Raw genomic sequence first — 15,382 nt, 5'->3', positions numbered from 1 at the left:
AGTATATTTCCGGTGCGTCGTAGGTGCACTACATTCGGTTATTCGTTTGACTAAAAAACTTTTGTCTCAGCCTCATTATTTGTATTTATTCTATCAGTTACACATTATTTGAAGGCGATTCCTCATTATTACTCTTCGTTTCTTCCTCAACATTCGTAGGAAGTGGATCAACTGTATGCTTATATCCATATCCTTTATCAAGTGTTAGAAGTGATAAATACAAAACAATAGCAGTTATGATGATACATATAATCGCAACAACCCAAATCATGATATAGCCGCTCCCTTTCCACTTGTCTGTTAGTTTCTATTCTAACACAGATTATTGAATAGCTAGGTACAAATTCATGACGTTCCTGTCGAATTTTAAGGATTCTTTAGGATAATCCAACATTATCTAGCATCTTTACGAATAAATGAGTTGTACCAATTTCTCCCCATTCTATACCATATAATTTCAAATTATCAAAATATACCCCGTTTGAGTCGGCATCCAATAATCGATAACATGTTAACTGTAACTGTTTACTTTAGGATTTCCCTTATTACCTTTCGTAAACTTTAGGTTTCTCAGTACATATTCCCCTTCAGTTACTATCTATTGAAACATTTTATCCAGTTAACAATACATCTAACTTAAGTTAGTTAGAGTATTAATTTTATAGGAGGTTTTATCATTATATGAAGAAATTATTATTCGCTTCTATCCTGTTTTTTACCATTGCTTTTTTAGCAGCATGTGAATCTGAAGAAGAGGACAAATTGGCCAAGCTTCAAGACGAAGGTAAGGTGACGATTGGATTTGCCAATGAAAAGCCATACGCATATGAGGAAAATGGCGAACTAAAAGGTGCTGCTGTTGACATTGCGAAAGCTGTATTTGCAGAGCTTGGAGTAGATGAAGTAGATTCTGAGCTACTAGAATTCGGACAATTAATCTCTGGGTTAAATGCAGGTCAGTTTGATGTTATTACAGCTGGCATGGCTATCAAGCCTGACCGTTGTGAAAATGTAGCATTTGGAGAACCAGAAATGATGTATGGGGAAGGATTAATTGTACAACACGGGAATCCTCTTAATCTAGAAAGCTATGAGGATATTGCCAGTAATCCAGATGCTATAGTAGCTGTCATGCAAGGTGCAACTGAAAATGATTTTCTAAAAGATGCAGGTGTTGATGAGAGTCAAATTCTTTCAGTACCGGACATTCCAGCCTCCATTGCTGCTGTTCAGTCTGGACGTGCTGATGCCACTACAGGAACGGAAATGACCATTAAAGAAGCATTAGCTTCAGCTGATACAGATGAACTTTTATTTGTTGAAACCTTTGAACAACCAGATGTGGAAGGTGTACCGAGCTATGGTGCTGCCGCATTTAGTTTAGAAGATGAGGAATTAGTAAAAGCATATAATGAAGTTCTTGCTGATTTAAAAGCCGATGGTACGGTTGCTGAATTATTAGAAAAGAATGGATTCAGTGAACAAATGAACATGGTACCAGAAGATATTACAACTGAAAAGGTATGCAACGGTGAAGTTTAATTCATGATTCAACAAGACTCCATAGGGTATTCCCCACTCGGGGGTCAGTCCCTGTGGAGTTTTTTTATAAGGAGTGATTATGATTAATGCAATAATAGAAGTTTTCCCTGTTTTGATGAAGGGGATAAATATTACGATAACTGTCTTTATTCTATCCGTGATATTCGGATATTTATTTGCCTTCCTTGCTGGCCTATGCCGATTATCTAACAATCTAGTCGTTCGTGGGATCACTAGCTTTTATGTAGAAATTTTTCGCGGTACCTCATTGATCGTGCAATTATTTTGGCTATATTATGCTATTCCAATGCTATTTGACGTTGGAATTGATAATAGGCTTATGGCTGGAGTATTGGCGATTTCGTTAAACTATGGTGCATACATGTCCGAAATCGTTCGTGGATCTATTTTAGCGGTTGATAAAGGGCAAACTGAAGCATCTGTCGCACTTAACTTATCTCGTACGCAACGAATGAGATTAGTTATTTTCCCTCAAGCACTTCGCATGATGCTTCCTGAATTCGGAAACTATCTTATTCAAATGTTAAAAGCCACATCACTAGTTTCACTTATAGGTATGACCGATATTTTATATCACGGAAACATTCTTAGAAGCACCGATTTATCTGCAGCACCTACCGTTTACTTATTGTTATTACTGTTCTACTTTATCATGGCATTGCCACTAATCTTCCTTACACGTAAGGGTGAAGAGATTTCGAAGAGAGGAGTGGCTAGCGGATGAATATAAATTGGAAATGGGATATGTTTTTTGACGCCTTTCCTTTTATCTTACAAGGAATAGGGGTTACAATAGGATTAACATTTGCATGTTTTTTCTTTGCTTTAATCTTTGGATTTGTTTGGGTCTTTTTAAGAAGAATTAAATACAAACCACTTAACTGGCTTGTCACATGGACGATGGAATTTATTCGTTCTACCCCACCGTTAATCCAGTTATTCTTTATCTATTATGCGTGGCCAATGGTACCCGGAATTGGGGTCTCGCTCTCTTCATTTGAGAGTGCTATAATCGGCTTAGGAATTCATTTCAGTACGTATATTGGTGAAGTATATCGTTCAGGAATAGAAGGTGTTAACAAAGGACAGTGGGAAGCCTCAACTGCTCTTAATTTCTCAACGAGACAAAAGTGGACAAAAATCATTCTTCCACAAGCAATCCCACCTACCATTCCGATGATTGGAAACTACCTCATTATTATGTTCAAAGAGGTTCCACTAGCATCAACAATTGGGGTAGTAGGAATTTTAGCTTTAGCACAAACATATGGTACGGATAACTTCCGTATGCTAGAGGCCTATACGATAGTAGCACTTATATTCTTGGTGTTAAGCTATCCTTCTGCAATTTTAATTAATAAATTAGAGAAGAAGATGAACCGCCGCTTTGATAAAAAAGCTGCGCTTCAAGAAAATAAAGGAGCGGTAATGTAATGGTTGATTCTGTAAAAGAAAGTGAAAGTCCATTAACCTTTCCGGCTAGTACAAAGCCAATTGTAGAGTATAAAAATGTTCATAAATCCTTTGGTGATGTTGAAGTACTAAAAGGACTAGATTTAAATATATATCCTGGTGAAAAAGTAGCCCTAATTGGCCCTAGTGGATCTGGTAAAACAACAATTATCCGAATGCTTATGACACTTGAGCAACCAACATCTGGGGAAATCATTTTTGATGGTAAGAATCTTTGGCATATGGAAAAAAAAGGGAAACTAGTTCCCGCAAATGAAAAGCATTTAAGAGAAGTTCGTGGGGATATTGGCATGGTGTTTCAACACTTTAATCTTTTCCCGCATATGACGATTTTACAAAACTGTATGACTGCACCAATTCATGTAAAAAAGGAAGACAAAGAAACTGCTAGAAAACGTTCCATTGAAATGCTAGAAAAAGTTGGACTTGGTGATAAATTAGATAATTATCCAAGTCAGCTATCCGGTGGTCAAAAGCAACGTGTAGCCATGGCTCGCGCTTTAGTGATGCGACCGAAAATCATGCTATTTGATGAAGTAACTTCTGCATTAGATCCAGAATTAGTCGGTGAAGTGTTAGAGGTTATCCGAGATATTGCTAAGGAAGGCGAAATGGCAATGGTTCTTGTCACACATGAGATGGATTTTGCCCTAGATGTCGCAGATCGCGTTATTTTCTTAGATAACGGGGTTATCGCAGAACAAGGCACCCCTGGCGAAGTACTGGAAGAATCTAATAATGAGCGCTTGCAACAATTCTTGCATCGCTTTAGAAGCTAAATACCCGAAGATTTTTCAATTTGACCCGAAGTTTCCGAAATTTAACTGGAAGTTTTTAAATTCCGACTCGAAGTTCTTGGAAAATTACCCGAACAACATAAGAGCTGTACGTGTGTCTATCACGTACAGCTCTTTTTATTCTAGGTCTTCCCCGATAATTCGTACTTCACGCTCTAAGCTTACACCAAATTTTTCTTTTACGGTTGCTTGAACATGACGAATTAAGCGAATATATTCATCTGCAGTTGCATTATCTTTATTCACGATAAAGCCGGCATGTTTTAATGAAACTTGCGCGCCACCAATTTGTGTCCCTTGAAGTCCACTGTCTTGAATTAACTTACCTGCAAAGTATCCTGGCGGGCGTTTAAAAACACTTCCACAGGACGGATATTCAAGAGGTTGTTTTGACTCGCGCTTAAAGGTTAAATCATCCATTACCGCTTTAATCTCTTCATAGTTGCCAGCCTTTAATGCAAAGGTAGCTTCTAACACAATATAGCCTTTAGCAGGAATATTACTCGTACGATATTCTAAATCTAACTCTTCTGCACGTAAAGTTAGTAACTCACCATTACGATCTACTACCAAAGTGCTTTCCAAGCAGTCTTTAATCTCGCCACCATACGCACCTGCGTTCATATATAATGCTCCACCAACCGAACCTGGGATACCACATGCAAATTCTAAACCGGTTAACTGTTGGTTTAGCGCTTCTCTAGATGTATCAATTATCCGTGCACCGCTTTGTGCAATCACCTTCGTACCAACTGTCTTAATCTCATTTAGTTTATATAAATTCATGACGATTCCTCGGATACCGCCATCTTTTACGATTAAATTAGAACCATTTCCAAGAAGTGTAAATGGTACCTCTTCCTTGTTTGCTAACTTAACAATCTGTCTTACTTCTTCATATGTTTCTGGTGTAACTAGAAAATCAGCCGCTCCACCTAGACGAGTATAAGTATGGTTTTTTAAAGGCTCATTAACCAATACATTTTTCTCGGATGTTATATTAATTAGTTTTTCATATACTTGATGATTCATCACTCGAAATCATTCCTTTAATCAAAGTCCAATAAAAAAGTTCATCTGTTTCATTGTAAGTTATTTTTTGTTTTCATGCCACTCAATTGCAGATACACTATTTCTTTATATGCCCTATAAGGTAGCGAAATACCAACTAATTAGCCAACGTTTTTTGTTTAAAAATAAACCACGTGAAGTAAGCGGCAGTTCCAGCTAGAAGAATCTTTACTGCAATAAGTGGAATGTCAAAGAAAATAGTAAAGAGAATAGAAGTCCAAAGTAACATTACACTGACTATCTTAGCAGTTAAAGGAATACCTTTTCCCTCTCGATAATTTTTAATATATGGGCCGAGGTACTTATGTGTGATTAACCATTTATATAACCGATCCGAGCTTCGTATAAAGCATGTAGCGGCAAGAAGCAATAACGGAGTTGTTGGGATTAATGGTAAAATAATACCGATAATAGCTAATCCTAAAGATATTAAACCGACACCTAGAAGAAATATTCGTTTTATCATATGTTTAACACCTTAGTTATATATTTAACACTTTCATCATATCTCCAAACTCCGCGTATTTTGCCAGCTATATAGAAACATTATGTGACAGTTTTCACAGCTGACCCAGATAATGAAAGCTTGGCTCCCCGTTCTCATAGGTTGCAATATAGTTAAATCCTAGTGACCCTAATAATTCTAGAGATGTTCTAAATTCAAATCCAACTGTTTCTGCTATATGAGAATCGGAGCCAATCGTAATAATCTTCCCTCCTAAATTACGATATAACTGTAGAATATCTGTACTAGGCATTGCACTATTTAAACCATAACGAAACCCTGATGTATTTAACTCTATTCCCTTTCCCTTTTCAATAACAACCTTTAAAATTTCGGTAATTACTTCATGAAAATCATACTTACTTCCACGCTTGTACCGTTTCACTAGGTCTAGATGACCTAGCACAGAGAAATCTTCAAATTCCTTCACACAGTACAATAATTCTCTGTAATAAGTTGCATAAGCTTCTTCCACTGTTCTATTTTCAAAGAATTCCCCTGAATGCAAATCGGTTCGGTCTGAGGTATGCATCGAACAAATAACAAAATCAAAGTTTTCATTCCTCATCAACTTCTTATACCGCTCAAGTAAATGAGGCTCTACCCCGATTTCTATTCCCTTTTTTATACGGATCTGATTCTGATACTTTTTTTGTACTCGTTTTATTTCACGGTTGTACGCCTCTAAATCAAACTCAAAGATAATGGATGGATCTGGATAATCATAATCAATATGTTCGGTAAAACAAATTTCCTCAAGACCAATTTCAATGCCCTTTTGAATCGTTAATTCCATCGGCGTTTTACAATCTGCTGAAAAATCACTATGAATATGGTAATCAAACATAAATTTCCCCTCCAACTATTGACTTTTGGTTCCTTACCTTTTAGAATACTATATAACTTTAGTTTGTTAAAGTGATAAAGTGATAAATTAATAAAGTAGTAGAAAAAGGAGTCTGTTATGGAACCTTATCAAAAATCTTTAGCCGTCGAAAATGACTATTATGCTAGTCATTCATTAATCCAACTATTAAAGAAACGTTTTGATACATACGGCTTTAACCAAATTAAAACACCAATCTTTGAAACTTATGATCTCTATTCATCTGTTCAAGGTACTATTCAACTAGATGACATGATTAAGCTCATTTCCCCAGAGGGAAAAGTCCTTGTATTACGACCTGATGTAACAATTCCCATTACCCAATTAATCGCTACACAATATACCAAACAGAAAAAGGAATTGCGTTATTCATACGTACTCGATGTTTATAGAAGCTCATTTCAATCGAATGATGGCTATGTTAAAACACAGGCTGGGGTTGAGCTACTAGGAAACCCTAATGTAGAAGCTGATATGGAAGTCATTTCACTAGCAATTGATTGTTTACTAGATTTAAAGTTTACTAACTTCAAAATCGAAATTGGTCATGCTGGAGTGGTTAAAGAAATATTAGATATCTTGTCCCTACCTAAAGATGAGGAAGGTCAATTCAAGCAACTCATCATTTCTAAAAATGTAACTGGATTAGAGGAATTTTTACTCAAACTGGATATCGAACCTGCTATTAAACAGTCTCTACTCACCATTCCACTTCTTTATGGCAAACCAGAAGAAATATTAGATCAGGCTATATCGCTATCATTAACGAAAAAGATGACGAATGCACTGATCAGGCTAAAAGAAGTGTACAACATGTTAACACTATATGGTGTTGGCGATTATTTCGTAATCGACTTAGGGCTTATTAGTCATATGGGTTATTACTCTGATATTATTTTCCAAGGATTTATTGAGAATGTTGGAAAGCCTATCCTATTTGGTGGCAGGTATGATAATCTCGCCAAACAATTTGCAAGGCCTATACCAGCGATAGGTTTTGCCTATGATGTTGAAGCACTACTTTCTGTCAAACAATACCCACCAAAATTATTAGAACAAATTTATATCCAATATGAACAAGATTATTTAGCCGAGGCTTTAAAACTTACAAGGAAGTTAAGAAATCTAAACTATCGAACTATCCTATCTAGTTCATCAGAAATAGATAGCAATTCTTTTCTCGTATCCATTACAGCCTCAGACAACACCGTCTTTTATCAAGGAATGAACTATCCTTTTATCGACCAAGATGAACTTCCAATATTATTGCAATCTCTTAAGGAGGGGCATTCATGATTACCTTAGCATTAGCAAAAGGGAGAACGGTCAACGGAACAATTCAATTACTGCAAAAAGCCGGATATTATTTTGAAGACTTCCACGAGAGTAGTAGAAAGCTCGTATTCTATGATTCTACCGAACAAATTCAACTGATTTTTGTCAAAGCGGTAGATGTACCAACCTATGTAGAAAAAGGAGCTGCAGATCTCGGAATTGTCGGGAAGGATAATATATTAGAAACTGCTGCGGATGTCTATGAGATGTTAGATTTAATGGAAGGAAAATGTCAGTTCGTCATTGCGGGAAAAGAACGGCAAGTACTTGAAAAAAAGCGACTAGTCGTAGCATCAAAATATCCTCATATCGCGGAAGCTCACTTCAGCAAAATGGGGATACAAGCTGAAATTATTAAGCTAAACGGCTCGGTTGAACTAGCCCCTCTCATTGGAATGGCTGATGTCATCGTTGACATTGTTGAAACAGGTAGGACGCTTAAAGAGAATGGGTTAATTGTCCTTGAAGAACTAGAGGAAATTAGCACTAGACTCATTACGAATAAAGCAAGTTTTGCAACGAAAACAACCAAAATAACAGCATTTATCCGACAAATACAAGATGCATTGGAGGATCAAGATGAAAATTTTATCAGCAAATGAATTTTCATATAGTATCGATAACCAAAAACAGACACAGCATGAAGAACTAGACATGACAGTTAAATCTATTATAGAAAAAGTTAGAACAGAGAGAGATAAGGCATTAAAAGAACTTACCGAAAAATTTGATGGTGCAGTAATCGATAATTTTATCGTCTCTAATGCAGAAATTGAAAAGGCAAAATCTTTAGTGGCTAAAAGTTTCATAGAGTCCATCCGTATAGCAGCAGAGAATATTGAAGCTTTTCACCAGAACCAGAAGGAAACATCCTGGTTTATAAATCCAAAAGACGGCGTCACTCTTGGACAAATGATAACACCAATCGAGAAAGTAGGTGTCTATGTTCCAGGTGGAAAAGCAAATTACCCATCTACCGTCTTAATGAATGTTATACCAGCGAAGATTGCTGGGGTGGAGTCAATTAGTATAGCCACTCCCCCAAGGTTAGATGGAACGATTAATCCATATGTTTTAGTAGCAGCCTCCATGCTAGAGGTTAATCGAATTTATAAAATGGGTGGTGCACAAGCCATCGCTGCTCTCACCTTTGGTACCGAGACGGTTGAAAGGGTCCATAAAATTGTAGGACCTGGGAATGCTTATGTGGCAAGCGCTAAAAAATGGGTTTATGGTGATGTTGCCATAGATATGATTGCTGGACCAAGTGAAATCTGTATTATTGCAGATGAATCTGCTGATCCCGCTTTTGTTGCTGCTGACTTATTATCTCAGGCAGAGCATGATGAGGAAGCTAAAGCCATTTGTATTACGACTAACTCCGTAATAGCAGAAAAAATCGCTTCAGAAGTTGAAAAGCAGCTAATTCGTTTGAATCGAAAAAAAATTGCACAAGCATCTATCCAAAAAAATGGAGTGATCATTCTTGCTGACTCCGAAAAACAAGCATTTGATCTAGCAAATAAAATAGCGCCAGAACATTTACAACTAATGGTTTCAAGCCCATCAGAAAAACTATCCCTAGTAAAACATGCTGGTGCAATATTCTTAGGATCGTTTTCTCCTGAACCACTAGGAGACTATCTTGCAGGACCTAATCACACACTACCAACTAATGGAACAGCGAAGTTCTCCTCTCCATTAGGCGTATATGACTTTATCAAGCGATCCAGTATTATCAACTATTCCAAACAGGAATTACTAAAAGTGGCTGATTCTATTGATTGCTTAGCTATGACTGAAGGACTCGAAGCCCATGCCAAATCGATATTAATACGAAAGGGAGGAATCTCATGAGACAAACATCATTAATCCGCAAAACGATGGAAACTTCTATTCAATTGGATTTCTCCTTAGATGGAAGTGGTGCCTCTACTATTCAAACGGGTGTTGGTTTTTTCGATCATATGCTTACCCTTTTTGCTAAGCATGGACTATTTGATTTATCTCTTACATGTCATGGTGATTTAGACGTTGATCAACACCATACCGTGGAGGATATTGGAATTGTATTAGGAAAGGCATTTAACGAATGTATCGGAAATAAGGAAGGCATCAACCGCTATGCTTCCATTACAACACCAATGGATGAAGCATTATCAATTGTAACAGTAGACATTAGTGGGAGACCTTACTTGGTTTACCATGTGGAAGGAGTAAAGGACAAGGTTGGTAACTTTGATACGGAGCTTATCGAGGAATTCTTCCAGGCTTTCGTAAATCAATCGCAGATTAATCTACATATCAATTTGTCTTACGGAAGGAATAGTCACCATATTATTGAATCCATATTCAAAGGGTTTGGCCGAGCACTGGATTTCGCTAGCTGTAAAAATCCGAGAATTGTCGGGGTCCCTTCTACTAAAGGGTCGCTTTAATAAAAGGAGATTGGGAAAAATGATTGCCATTATTGATTATGGAGCAGGAAACATTAAAAGTCTTCAATTTACATTATCTAAACTAAACATATCGAATACATTAACCCAAGATAAGACGCTCATTAAAGAAAGTAAAGCGATTATTCTGCCTGGAGTAGGTTCTTTTCAAGATGCAATGCGCGAGTTAAGGGATGCAGGTCTTGACGAAATTATTAAACAAGAGGTGACTAATGGGAAGCCTATTCTTGGTATTTGCTTAGGGATGCAACTATTCTATCAATCTAGTAAGGAAGGTGGACACTCAGAAGGTCTTGGATTATTAACGGGACAAATCGAACGAATTCCTTCAACAGTTAAAGTACCTCATATGGGATGGAATTCCCTAAATGTAATACAAGAAAATGATATTACGGCTAACCTTCCAGTTGAACCGCTTGTATATTTCGTCCATTCTTATTACGCAAATAAAGTGGATGGAAATGACGTAATCGCTAACTGTTCTTATGGAACGGAAATACCTGTACTTGTACAAAAAAATAACATTATTGGGATGCAATTTCATCCTGAGAAGAGTAGCGATATTGGAATACAGCTTTTAACAAATTTTAAGGAGATGTACCTATGATTCTTTTTCCCGCGATTGATATTTTAAATGGCAAATGTGTTCGACTTATACAGGGTGATTATGCTAAAGGAAAGATATACGGTGACTCTCCTATAAACATTGCCGAAAGATGGGTCTCCCGTGGCGCGGACGCTTTACATGTTGTGGACTTAGATGGTGCAAAGACTGGGAAGTCCAGTAACCGAGACATGATTAAAGAGATTGCTATAAAAACGGACATTCCAATCCAAGTCGGAGGTGGAGTTCGAAGCATAGAGCAGATAGAAGATTATTTATCGATTGGCGTTGAGCGTGTCATTCTCGGAACGTCAGCAATGAAAAACCCTCGCCTTCTTAATTTGGCAGTTAATCGTTTCAAAGAAAAAATTGCTGTTTCCATCGATGCTCGAAACGGATTAGTCGCTACAGATGGATGGCTTAAGGTAAGTAATGTATTAGCAATAGACCTATTAAAACAGTTAGAGGAAATTGGTGTACAGAAGATTATTTATACGGATATTTTGAAGGATGGTATGTTACAAGGTCCAAATTTCAAGGAACTACAAGTGATCCAAAACGCTACTTCTATTCAAGTAATTGCTTCAGGAGGAATTACGACTTTAGAAGATGTAAAGAAGCTTAAAGAAATGAAACTATATGGTGCCATTATTGGAAAAGCGTTATATGACAATAGTATTGATCTAACAGAACTTCTGGAGGTTACGCAAGATGTTGGCTAAACGAATTATACCTTGCCTTGATGTGGACAAAGGAAGAGTTGTGAAGGGGACGAAATTTCAAAATATACAAGATGTGGCTGACCCGGTAGAATTAGCAATCCGCTACAACAAAGAAGGTGCAGACGAACTCGTATTTTATGATATTACCGCATCAAACGAAGAAAGAAACATCTTTTTAGATATAGTTGAGAAAGTAGCTACCAACATCAACATTCCATTTATGGTTGGTGGAGGAATTCGGACGGTTGCTGATATATACCGATTACTTCATTCTGGAGCGGACAAAGTTTCCATCAATAGTGCCGCCATTACAAATCCGACTCTAATTGAAGAGGCAGCCACAAAGTTCGGTACGCAGTGTATTGTATTATCCGTCGACGCAAAGGAAATAGAGCCTGGAAAATGGCACGTATTTCAAAATGGAGGTAGGAAAAATACAGGATTAGATGCAATTGATTGGGCAGTTAGAGGGGAGCAGCTTGGTGCAGGCGAACTTGTGATTAACTCGATTGATGTAGACGGTGTAAAAAATGGTTACAACCTTTCTCTTACTAAAGCAATTGCTGAGAGAGTAAATATCCCGATTGTTGCTAGCGGCGGTGCAGGAAGTCTCTTACATTTTCAACAAGTGTTAGACAATAATATCGCTGATGCTGCACTTGCTGCTTCCGTCTTCCACTATGACCTGATCAGAATACCTGTACTAAAAAACTATCTAGCACAACAAAACATCCCTATAAGGAGTGTTTCTTAATGGACAATTTAGATGAACAGAAGCTATTTTCAAACAGTCGTTTAATACCCGCTATCATTCAGGACCAATCGACAGGCGAAGTCTTAATGTTAGCCTATATGAATCAACAATCTTTAAGAAGAACAATTGAGACGAAAGAAACATGGTTTTACTCTAGAAGTAGAAAAGAACTCTGGAATAAAGGAGCTACGTCGGGTAATAAACAAATCGTTCAGCAAATTCAATACGATTGTGACGCTGATAGTCTCTTGATTAAAGTAGAACCACTCGGACCTGCTTGCCATACTGGAGAGCAAACTTGCTTCCACAATACCTTATACCAAGAAAAGGAATCTTCTTATTCTATCATTCATGATATAACAGCAATAATCAAAAATAGAAAAATGGAGTCATCAGATGATTCCTATACTTCATACCTATTCCGAGAAGGTATGGATAAAATTCTTAAAAAAGTTGGAGAAGAAACTAGTGAAGTCATCATCGGTGCAAAAAATCTTGATAACAAAGAAACAATCTGGGAAATATCTGACCTTACCTATCATGTGCTAGTTTTGATGGAATTAATGGGAATCACAGTAACTGATATTAAAGAAGAGCTAACAAGAAGACATCTCTCAAAAGCGGGGAAATAATATGAGCAAATATTGGAGTTCCATGGTTAATCGTACTGACCCTTATGTACCAGGAGAACAAGTATATCATACAAAGATGATCAAACTAAATACGAATGAAAATCCTTATCCACCAGCTGAGTCTGTTATTAAAGCAATACAAGATGAACTTGGTGATTCATTAAGGCTCTATCCATCTCCGACTGTTGATGATTTAAAGGAAAGAATTGCGCAATTAAATAATGTAAATAAAGAAAATATATTTGTTGGGAATGGTTCGGATGAGGTACTTGCCTTTTCATTCATGGCCTTTTTCGAACCTGGTAAAAAAATACTATTCCCTAATATAACGTATAGCTTTTACACAGCCTATGCCAAACTTTTCAACATACCTTATGAAGAGGTCGAGCTAAACAAAGACTTTACATTAAACACAAGCTCCTTCCATCATTCTAAAGGTGGTGTGATCTTCCCTAATCCCAATGCACCGACAGGTATACTGTTGCCTTTAGACCAGGTAGAGGAAATCCTTGTCCACAATAGTGAAAAAATCGTTATCATTGATGAAGCATATATTGATTTTGCAAAAGAATCGGCTGTGCAGCTTATACACAAATACCCGAATTTACTCGTGATTCAAACAACATCGAAGTCTAAATCGCTCGCAGGGTTAAGGGTAGGCTTTGCTATTGGGAATCATGAGTTAATCGAGGGGTTAGAAAAAATTAAAAACTCCTTTAACTCCTATACAATTGACCGTCTTGCAATGAGAGGTGCAATCGCAGCTATAGATGCTACTAACTATTATGACGAAATTACCGATAAAGTAATTAAAACTCGCAATTGGGTTTCAACTGAGTTAGTTAAGCTCGGATTTCAAGTATTACCATCACAAGCCAATTTTGTATTTATCTCCCACCAACGTATTTCCGGCGAGCAATTGTATGTAAAGCTTAAAGAAAACGGAATTTTAGTAAGGCATTTCGCGAAGAAACCAATTGAGAACTTTATTAGATTAACAATTGGAACTCCTCAAGATATGGAATTTTTAATAGACAAATTAATAAATATTGTAGATTCCGGTTGAGAGTTACTGTGATACAATACTTGTAAATTAAAGAACCAAAGAGGGCTTAAGATGAGTGAAAATATGAAAGAAATAATAAAACAAAAGACGCAAACTCCTTTAATTATCTTGATGTGCGGGATTGCAGGTTCAGGTAAAACTACTTTCGCACAACAATTAGAAAAAGAAGGATTTATTCGCCTCTCCATTGATGAAGAGATTTGGAAGGATCATGGACGTTATGGAATAGACTATCATCCTAAGAAATATGAAGAATATAAAATGGAGGCTGAAGACAAGCTTCGAAATCAACTGATTAGTCTTATTCATGAGAAACGAAAGGTCGTAATCGATTTTAGTTTTTGGCAAAAGGCGAAGCGAGACAATTATAAACAACTCATCGAAAATGCTGGCGGTGAATGGAAATTGATTTATATGAAGGCTAGCCCAGAAGTACTGCGCAAACGGTTAGACGTACGGAGTAAAAGATTTGACGCAAATGCAGCTTTTCCTATTACTGAAGATATACTAACATCTTTCTTAAATGGTTTCGAACCACCTTCACAGGAGGGAGAAATTGTTAAAGAGCAGCATTAAAGATAAAGAAGTAGAAAAAGCTTGGGGTCCCCCAAGCTTTCATAGTATGTAACCAGTGTTAATTAGATATTAAATATTTTTCTTAATATCCGCTTCTTTCATCAGTTCCTCAACCTTCACCTGAAGGGCATTTGCTTCACGTTGCTGAGTAAGTTGCTGCTTAATAATAGGCTCAGCCTCTTCAAATGACATGATGTTTTCATTCTCTTTCTTTAATTGTTCATACGTTTCTTTAATGTCATCTTCTGTAACATCTTCAATCTCAATTTGTTCTTCTGTATACTTACTTAACGTTTGTGAAAAACGAATTTGTTCTTTTAGTAATTCCTCTGTAATAGAGTATGTTTCCAAGTATGAGTCAAATTGGTCTGCATTCTCTTCTTTTAATGTATCGAACTCTTCTTGTACTTCTTCCTCAGAAACTTTAACACCTTGTTTTTCTGCATCTTGCTTTATTAACTCTTGTGCAATAATTTCATTTAGCGTGATTTCTTTTAAGTTTTCCTTATCCTCAATATCTTGTCCATATTGACTTGCACGAATTTTCGTTTGCAAATAAACTGTGTTATAACGCTTGCCATCTATTTCTGTATCATTAATGCTAATAACAATTTCGTCATCAGCCACTTTCTCGTCTTCTTCCATCTTAATATCTTGAGGTTGTATCGTCTCTTGTGCTTTGTCTTCTTTATCATCTCCACATGCAACTAATAAAGCAATTAAACCCAACATTATGAAGCTTAATAATTTTTTCATGCTATACCTCATTTCTTAAAGTTGTAGTTCTATTCAATCACATTTTAGGCGTCTAATGCAAGAAAGTGGGATATTTCATAATCAACTGTCTACTCCATTCTAGGATTACACTTATAACATTTATCATACCTTGAGAAGTTAAATAGCAAGAAAAAAAGCTCTCAGAAAGTCAGTTTTCCACTAACT

The 15,382-nt window shown here is 36.8% G+C and carries 19 protein-coding genes; 14 read left to right on the top strand and 5 right to left on the bottom strand.

Annotation, left to right across the window (positions count from 1 at the left end):
* Positions 1-97: 97 nt before the first annotated feature.
* Positions 98-271 carry a YtzI protein gene (ytzI, locus tag AB1K81_RS16515; RefSeq protein WP_412977779.1) on the bottom strand — a complete coding sequence of 58 codons (174 nt, stop codon included), beginning with the start codon at positions 269-271 and terminating at the stop codon, positions 98-100.
* A gap of 410 nt (positions 272-681) precedes the next feature.
* On the opposite strand from ytzI, the gene ehuB reads away from it, so the two are divergent.
* The 4 genes from ehuB (at position 682) to ehuA (ending at position 3,815) form a co-directional block, all read left to right on the top strand.
* Positions 682-1,542 carry an ectoine/hydroxyectoine ABC transporter substrate-binding protein EhuB gene (gene ehuB / locus AB1K81_RS16510; RefSeq protein WP_412977778.1) on the top strand — a complete coding sequence of 287 codons (861 nt, stop codon included), beginning with the start codon at positions 682-684 and terminating at the stop codon, positions 1,540-1,542.
* A 79-nt stretch (positions 1,543-1,621) separates the two neighbouring features.
* Positions 1,622-2,287, top strand: a complete 666-nt coding sequence (locus AB1K81_RS16505) for an amino acid ABC transporter permease (RefSeq protein WP_412977777.1) — start codon at positions 1,622-1,624, stop codon at positions 2,285-2,287.
* The gene (gene ehuD / locus AB1K81_RS16500) at positions 2,284-2,997 is read left to right on the top strand and encodes an ectoine/hydroxyectoine ABC transporter permease subunit EhuD (RefSeq protein WP_412977776.1); all 714 of its coding nucleotides are present in this window, start codon (positions 2,284-2,286) and stop codon (positions 2,995-2,997) included. The genes AB1K81_RS16505 and ehuD overlap by 4 nt, the downstream gene beginning before the upstream one ends.
* Entirely contained in the window at positions 2,997-3,815 is an 819-nt protein-coding gene (gene ehuA, locus AB1K81_RS16495; RefSeq protein WP_412977775.1) for an ectoine/hydroxyectoine ABC transporter ATP-binding protein EhuA, read from the top strand. The genes ehuD and ehuA overlap by 1 nt, the downstream gene beginning before the upstream one ends.
* Before the next feature lie 135 nt (positions 3,816-3,950).
* On the opposite strand, the gene murB is transcribed toward ehuA, so the two are convergent.
* From murB to AB1K81_RS16480, 3 genes are all read right to left on the bottom strand, one after another.
* Positions 3,951-4,865, bottom strand: a complete 915-nt coding sequence (gene murB, locus AB1K81_RS16490) for a UDP-N-acetylmuramate dehydrogenase (RefSeq protein WP_412977782.1) — start codon at positions 4,863-4,865, stop codon at positions 3,951-3,953.
* Positions 4,866-5,001: 136 nt separating this feature from the next.
* Positions 5,002-5,370 (bottom strand): YbaN family protein, encoded by a 369-nt coding sequence (locus AB1K81_RS16485; RefSeq protein ID WP_412977774.1) that lies wholly within the window; start codon positions 5,368-5,370, stop codon positions 5,002-5,004.
* A gap of 94 nt (positions 5,371-5,464) precedes the next feature.
* The gene (locus tag AB1K81_RS16480) at positions 5,465-6,256 is read right to left on the bottom strand and encodes a histidinol-phosphatase HisJ family protein (protein WP_412977773.1); all 792 of its coding nucleotides are present in this window, start codon (positions 6,254-6,256) and stop codon (positions 5,465-5,467) included.
* Between the two features lie 117 nt (positions 6,257-6,373).
* Here AB1K81_RS16480 and hisZ point away from each other — a divergent pair, with 117 nt between their 5' ends.
* From hisZ to AB1K81_RS16430, 10 genes are read left to right on the top strand one after another with little or no spacing between them, the layout of a single operon-like run.
* A complete protein-coding gene (gene hisZ, locus AB1K81_RS16475; RefSeq protein ID WP_412977772.1) occupies positions 6,374-7,591 on the top strand; it encodes an ATP phosphoribosyltransferase regulatory subunit in 1,218 nt (405 codons plus the stop codon).
* Positions 7,588-8,232: an ATP phosphoribosyltransferase gene (gene hisG / locus AB1K81_RS16470; protein WP_412977771.1), complete on the top strand. Its 645-nt coding sequence runs from the start codon at positions 7,588-7,590 to the stop codon at positions 8,230-8,232. Before hisZ ends, hisG begins: the two co-directional genes overlap by 4 nt.
* Positions 8,210-9,487: a histidinol dehydrogenase gene (gene hisD, locus AB1K81_RS16465; protein WP_412977770.1), complete on the top strand. Its 1,278-nt coding sequence runs from the start codon at positions 8,210-8,212 to the stop codon at positions 9,485-9,487. The genes hisG and hisD overlap by 23 nt, the downstream gene beginning before the upstream one ends.
* Positions 9,484-10,068 (top strand): imidazoleglycerol-phosphate dehydratase HisB, encoded by a 585-nt coding sequence (hisB, locus tag AB1K81_RS16460; RefSeq protein ID WP_412977769.1) that lies wholly within the window; start codon positions 9,484-9,486, stop codon positions 10,066-10,068. The genes hisD and hisB overlap by 4 nt, the downstream gene beginning before the upstream one ends.
* A 19-nt stretch (positions 10,069-10,087) precedes the next feature.
* Positions 10,088-10,693, top strand: coding sequence for an imidazole glycerol phosphate synthase subunit HisH (hisH, locus tag AB1K81_RS16455; RefSeq protein ID WP_412977768.1), 606 nt, complete (start codon positions 10,088-10,090; stop codon positions 10,691-10,693).
* Complete coding sequence (gene hisA, locus AB1K81_RS16450; protein ID WP_412977767.1) at positions 10,690-11,412, top strand: 1-(5-phosphoribosyl)-5-[(5-phosphoribosylamino)methylideneamino]imidazole-4-carboxamide isomerase; 723 nt, start codon at positions 10,690-10,692, stop codon at positions 11,410-11,412. The genes hisH and hisA overlap by 4 nt, the downstream gene beginning before the upstream one ends.
* Positions 11,402-12,166 (top strand): imidazole glycerol phosphate synthase subunit HisF, encoded by a 765-nt coding sequence (gene hisF, locus AB1K81_RS16445; RefSeq protein WP_412977766.1) that lies wholly within the window; start codon positions 11,402-11,404, stop codon positions 12,164-12,166. Before hisA ends, hisF begins: the two co-directional genes overlap by 11 nt.
* The gene (gene hisIE, locus AB1K81_RS16440) at positions 12,166-12,798 is read left to right on the top strand and encodes a bifunctional phosphoribosyl-AMP cyclohydrolase/phosphoribosyl-ATP diphosphatase HisIE (protein ID WP_412977765.1); all 633 of its coding nucleotides are present in this window, start codon (positions 12,166-12,168) and stop codon (positions 12,796-12,798) included. Before hisF ends, hisIE begins: the two co-directional genes overlap by 1 nt.
* A gap of 1 nt (position 12,799) precedes the next feature.
* The gene (gene hisC, locus AB1K81_RS16435; protein ID WP_412977764.1) at positions 12,800-13,864 is read left to right on the top strand and encodes a histidinol-phosphate transaminase; all 1,065 of its coding nucleotides are present in this window, start codon (positions 12,800-12,802) and stop codon (positions 13,862-13,864) included.
* A 51-nt stretch (positions 13,865-13,915) separates the two neighbouring features.
* Positions 13,916-14,440, top strand: coding sequence for a P-loop nucleotide/nucleoside kinase family protein (locus AB1K81_RS16430; RefSeq protein WP_412977763.1), 525 nt, complete (start codon positions 13,916-13,918; stop codon positions 14,438-14,440).
* 69 nt (positions 14,441-14,509) lie between these two features.
* On the opposite strand, the gene AB1K81_RS16425 is transcribed toward AB1K81_RS16430, so the two are convergent.
* Positions 14,510-15,196, bottom strand: a complete 687-nt coding sequence (locus AB1K81_RS16425; RefSeq protein WP_412977762.1) for a SurA N-terminal domain-containing protein — start codon at positions 15,194-15,196, stop codon at positions 14,510-14,512.
* Between the last annotated feature and the right edge of the window lie 186 nt (positions 15,197-15,382).

The organism is Ornithinibacillus jepli (genome assembly GCF_047228935.1).
Taxonomy (GTDB): domain Bacteria; phylum Bacillota; class Bacilli; order Bacillales; family Amphibacillaceae; genus Ornithinibacillus.
The sequence above is the reverse complement of the archived record's forward strand: the minus strand, read 5'-3'. Positions and strand labels throughout refer to the sequence as shown.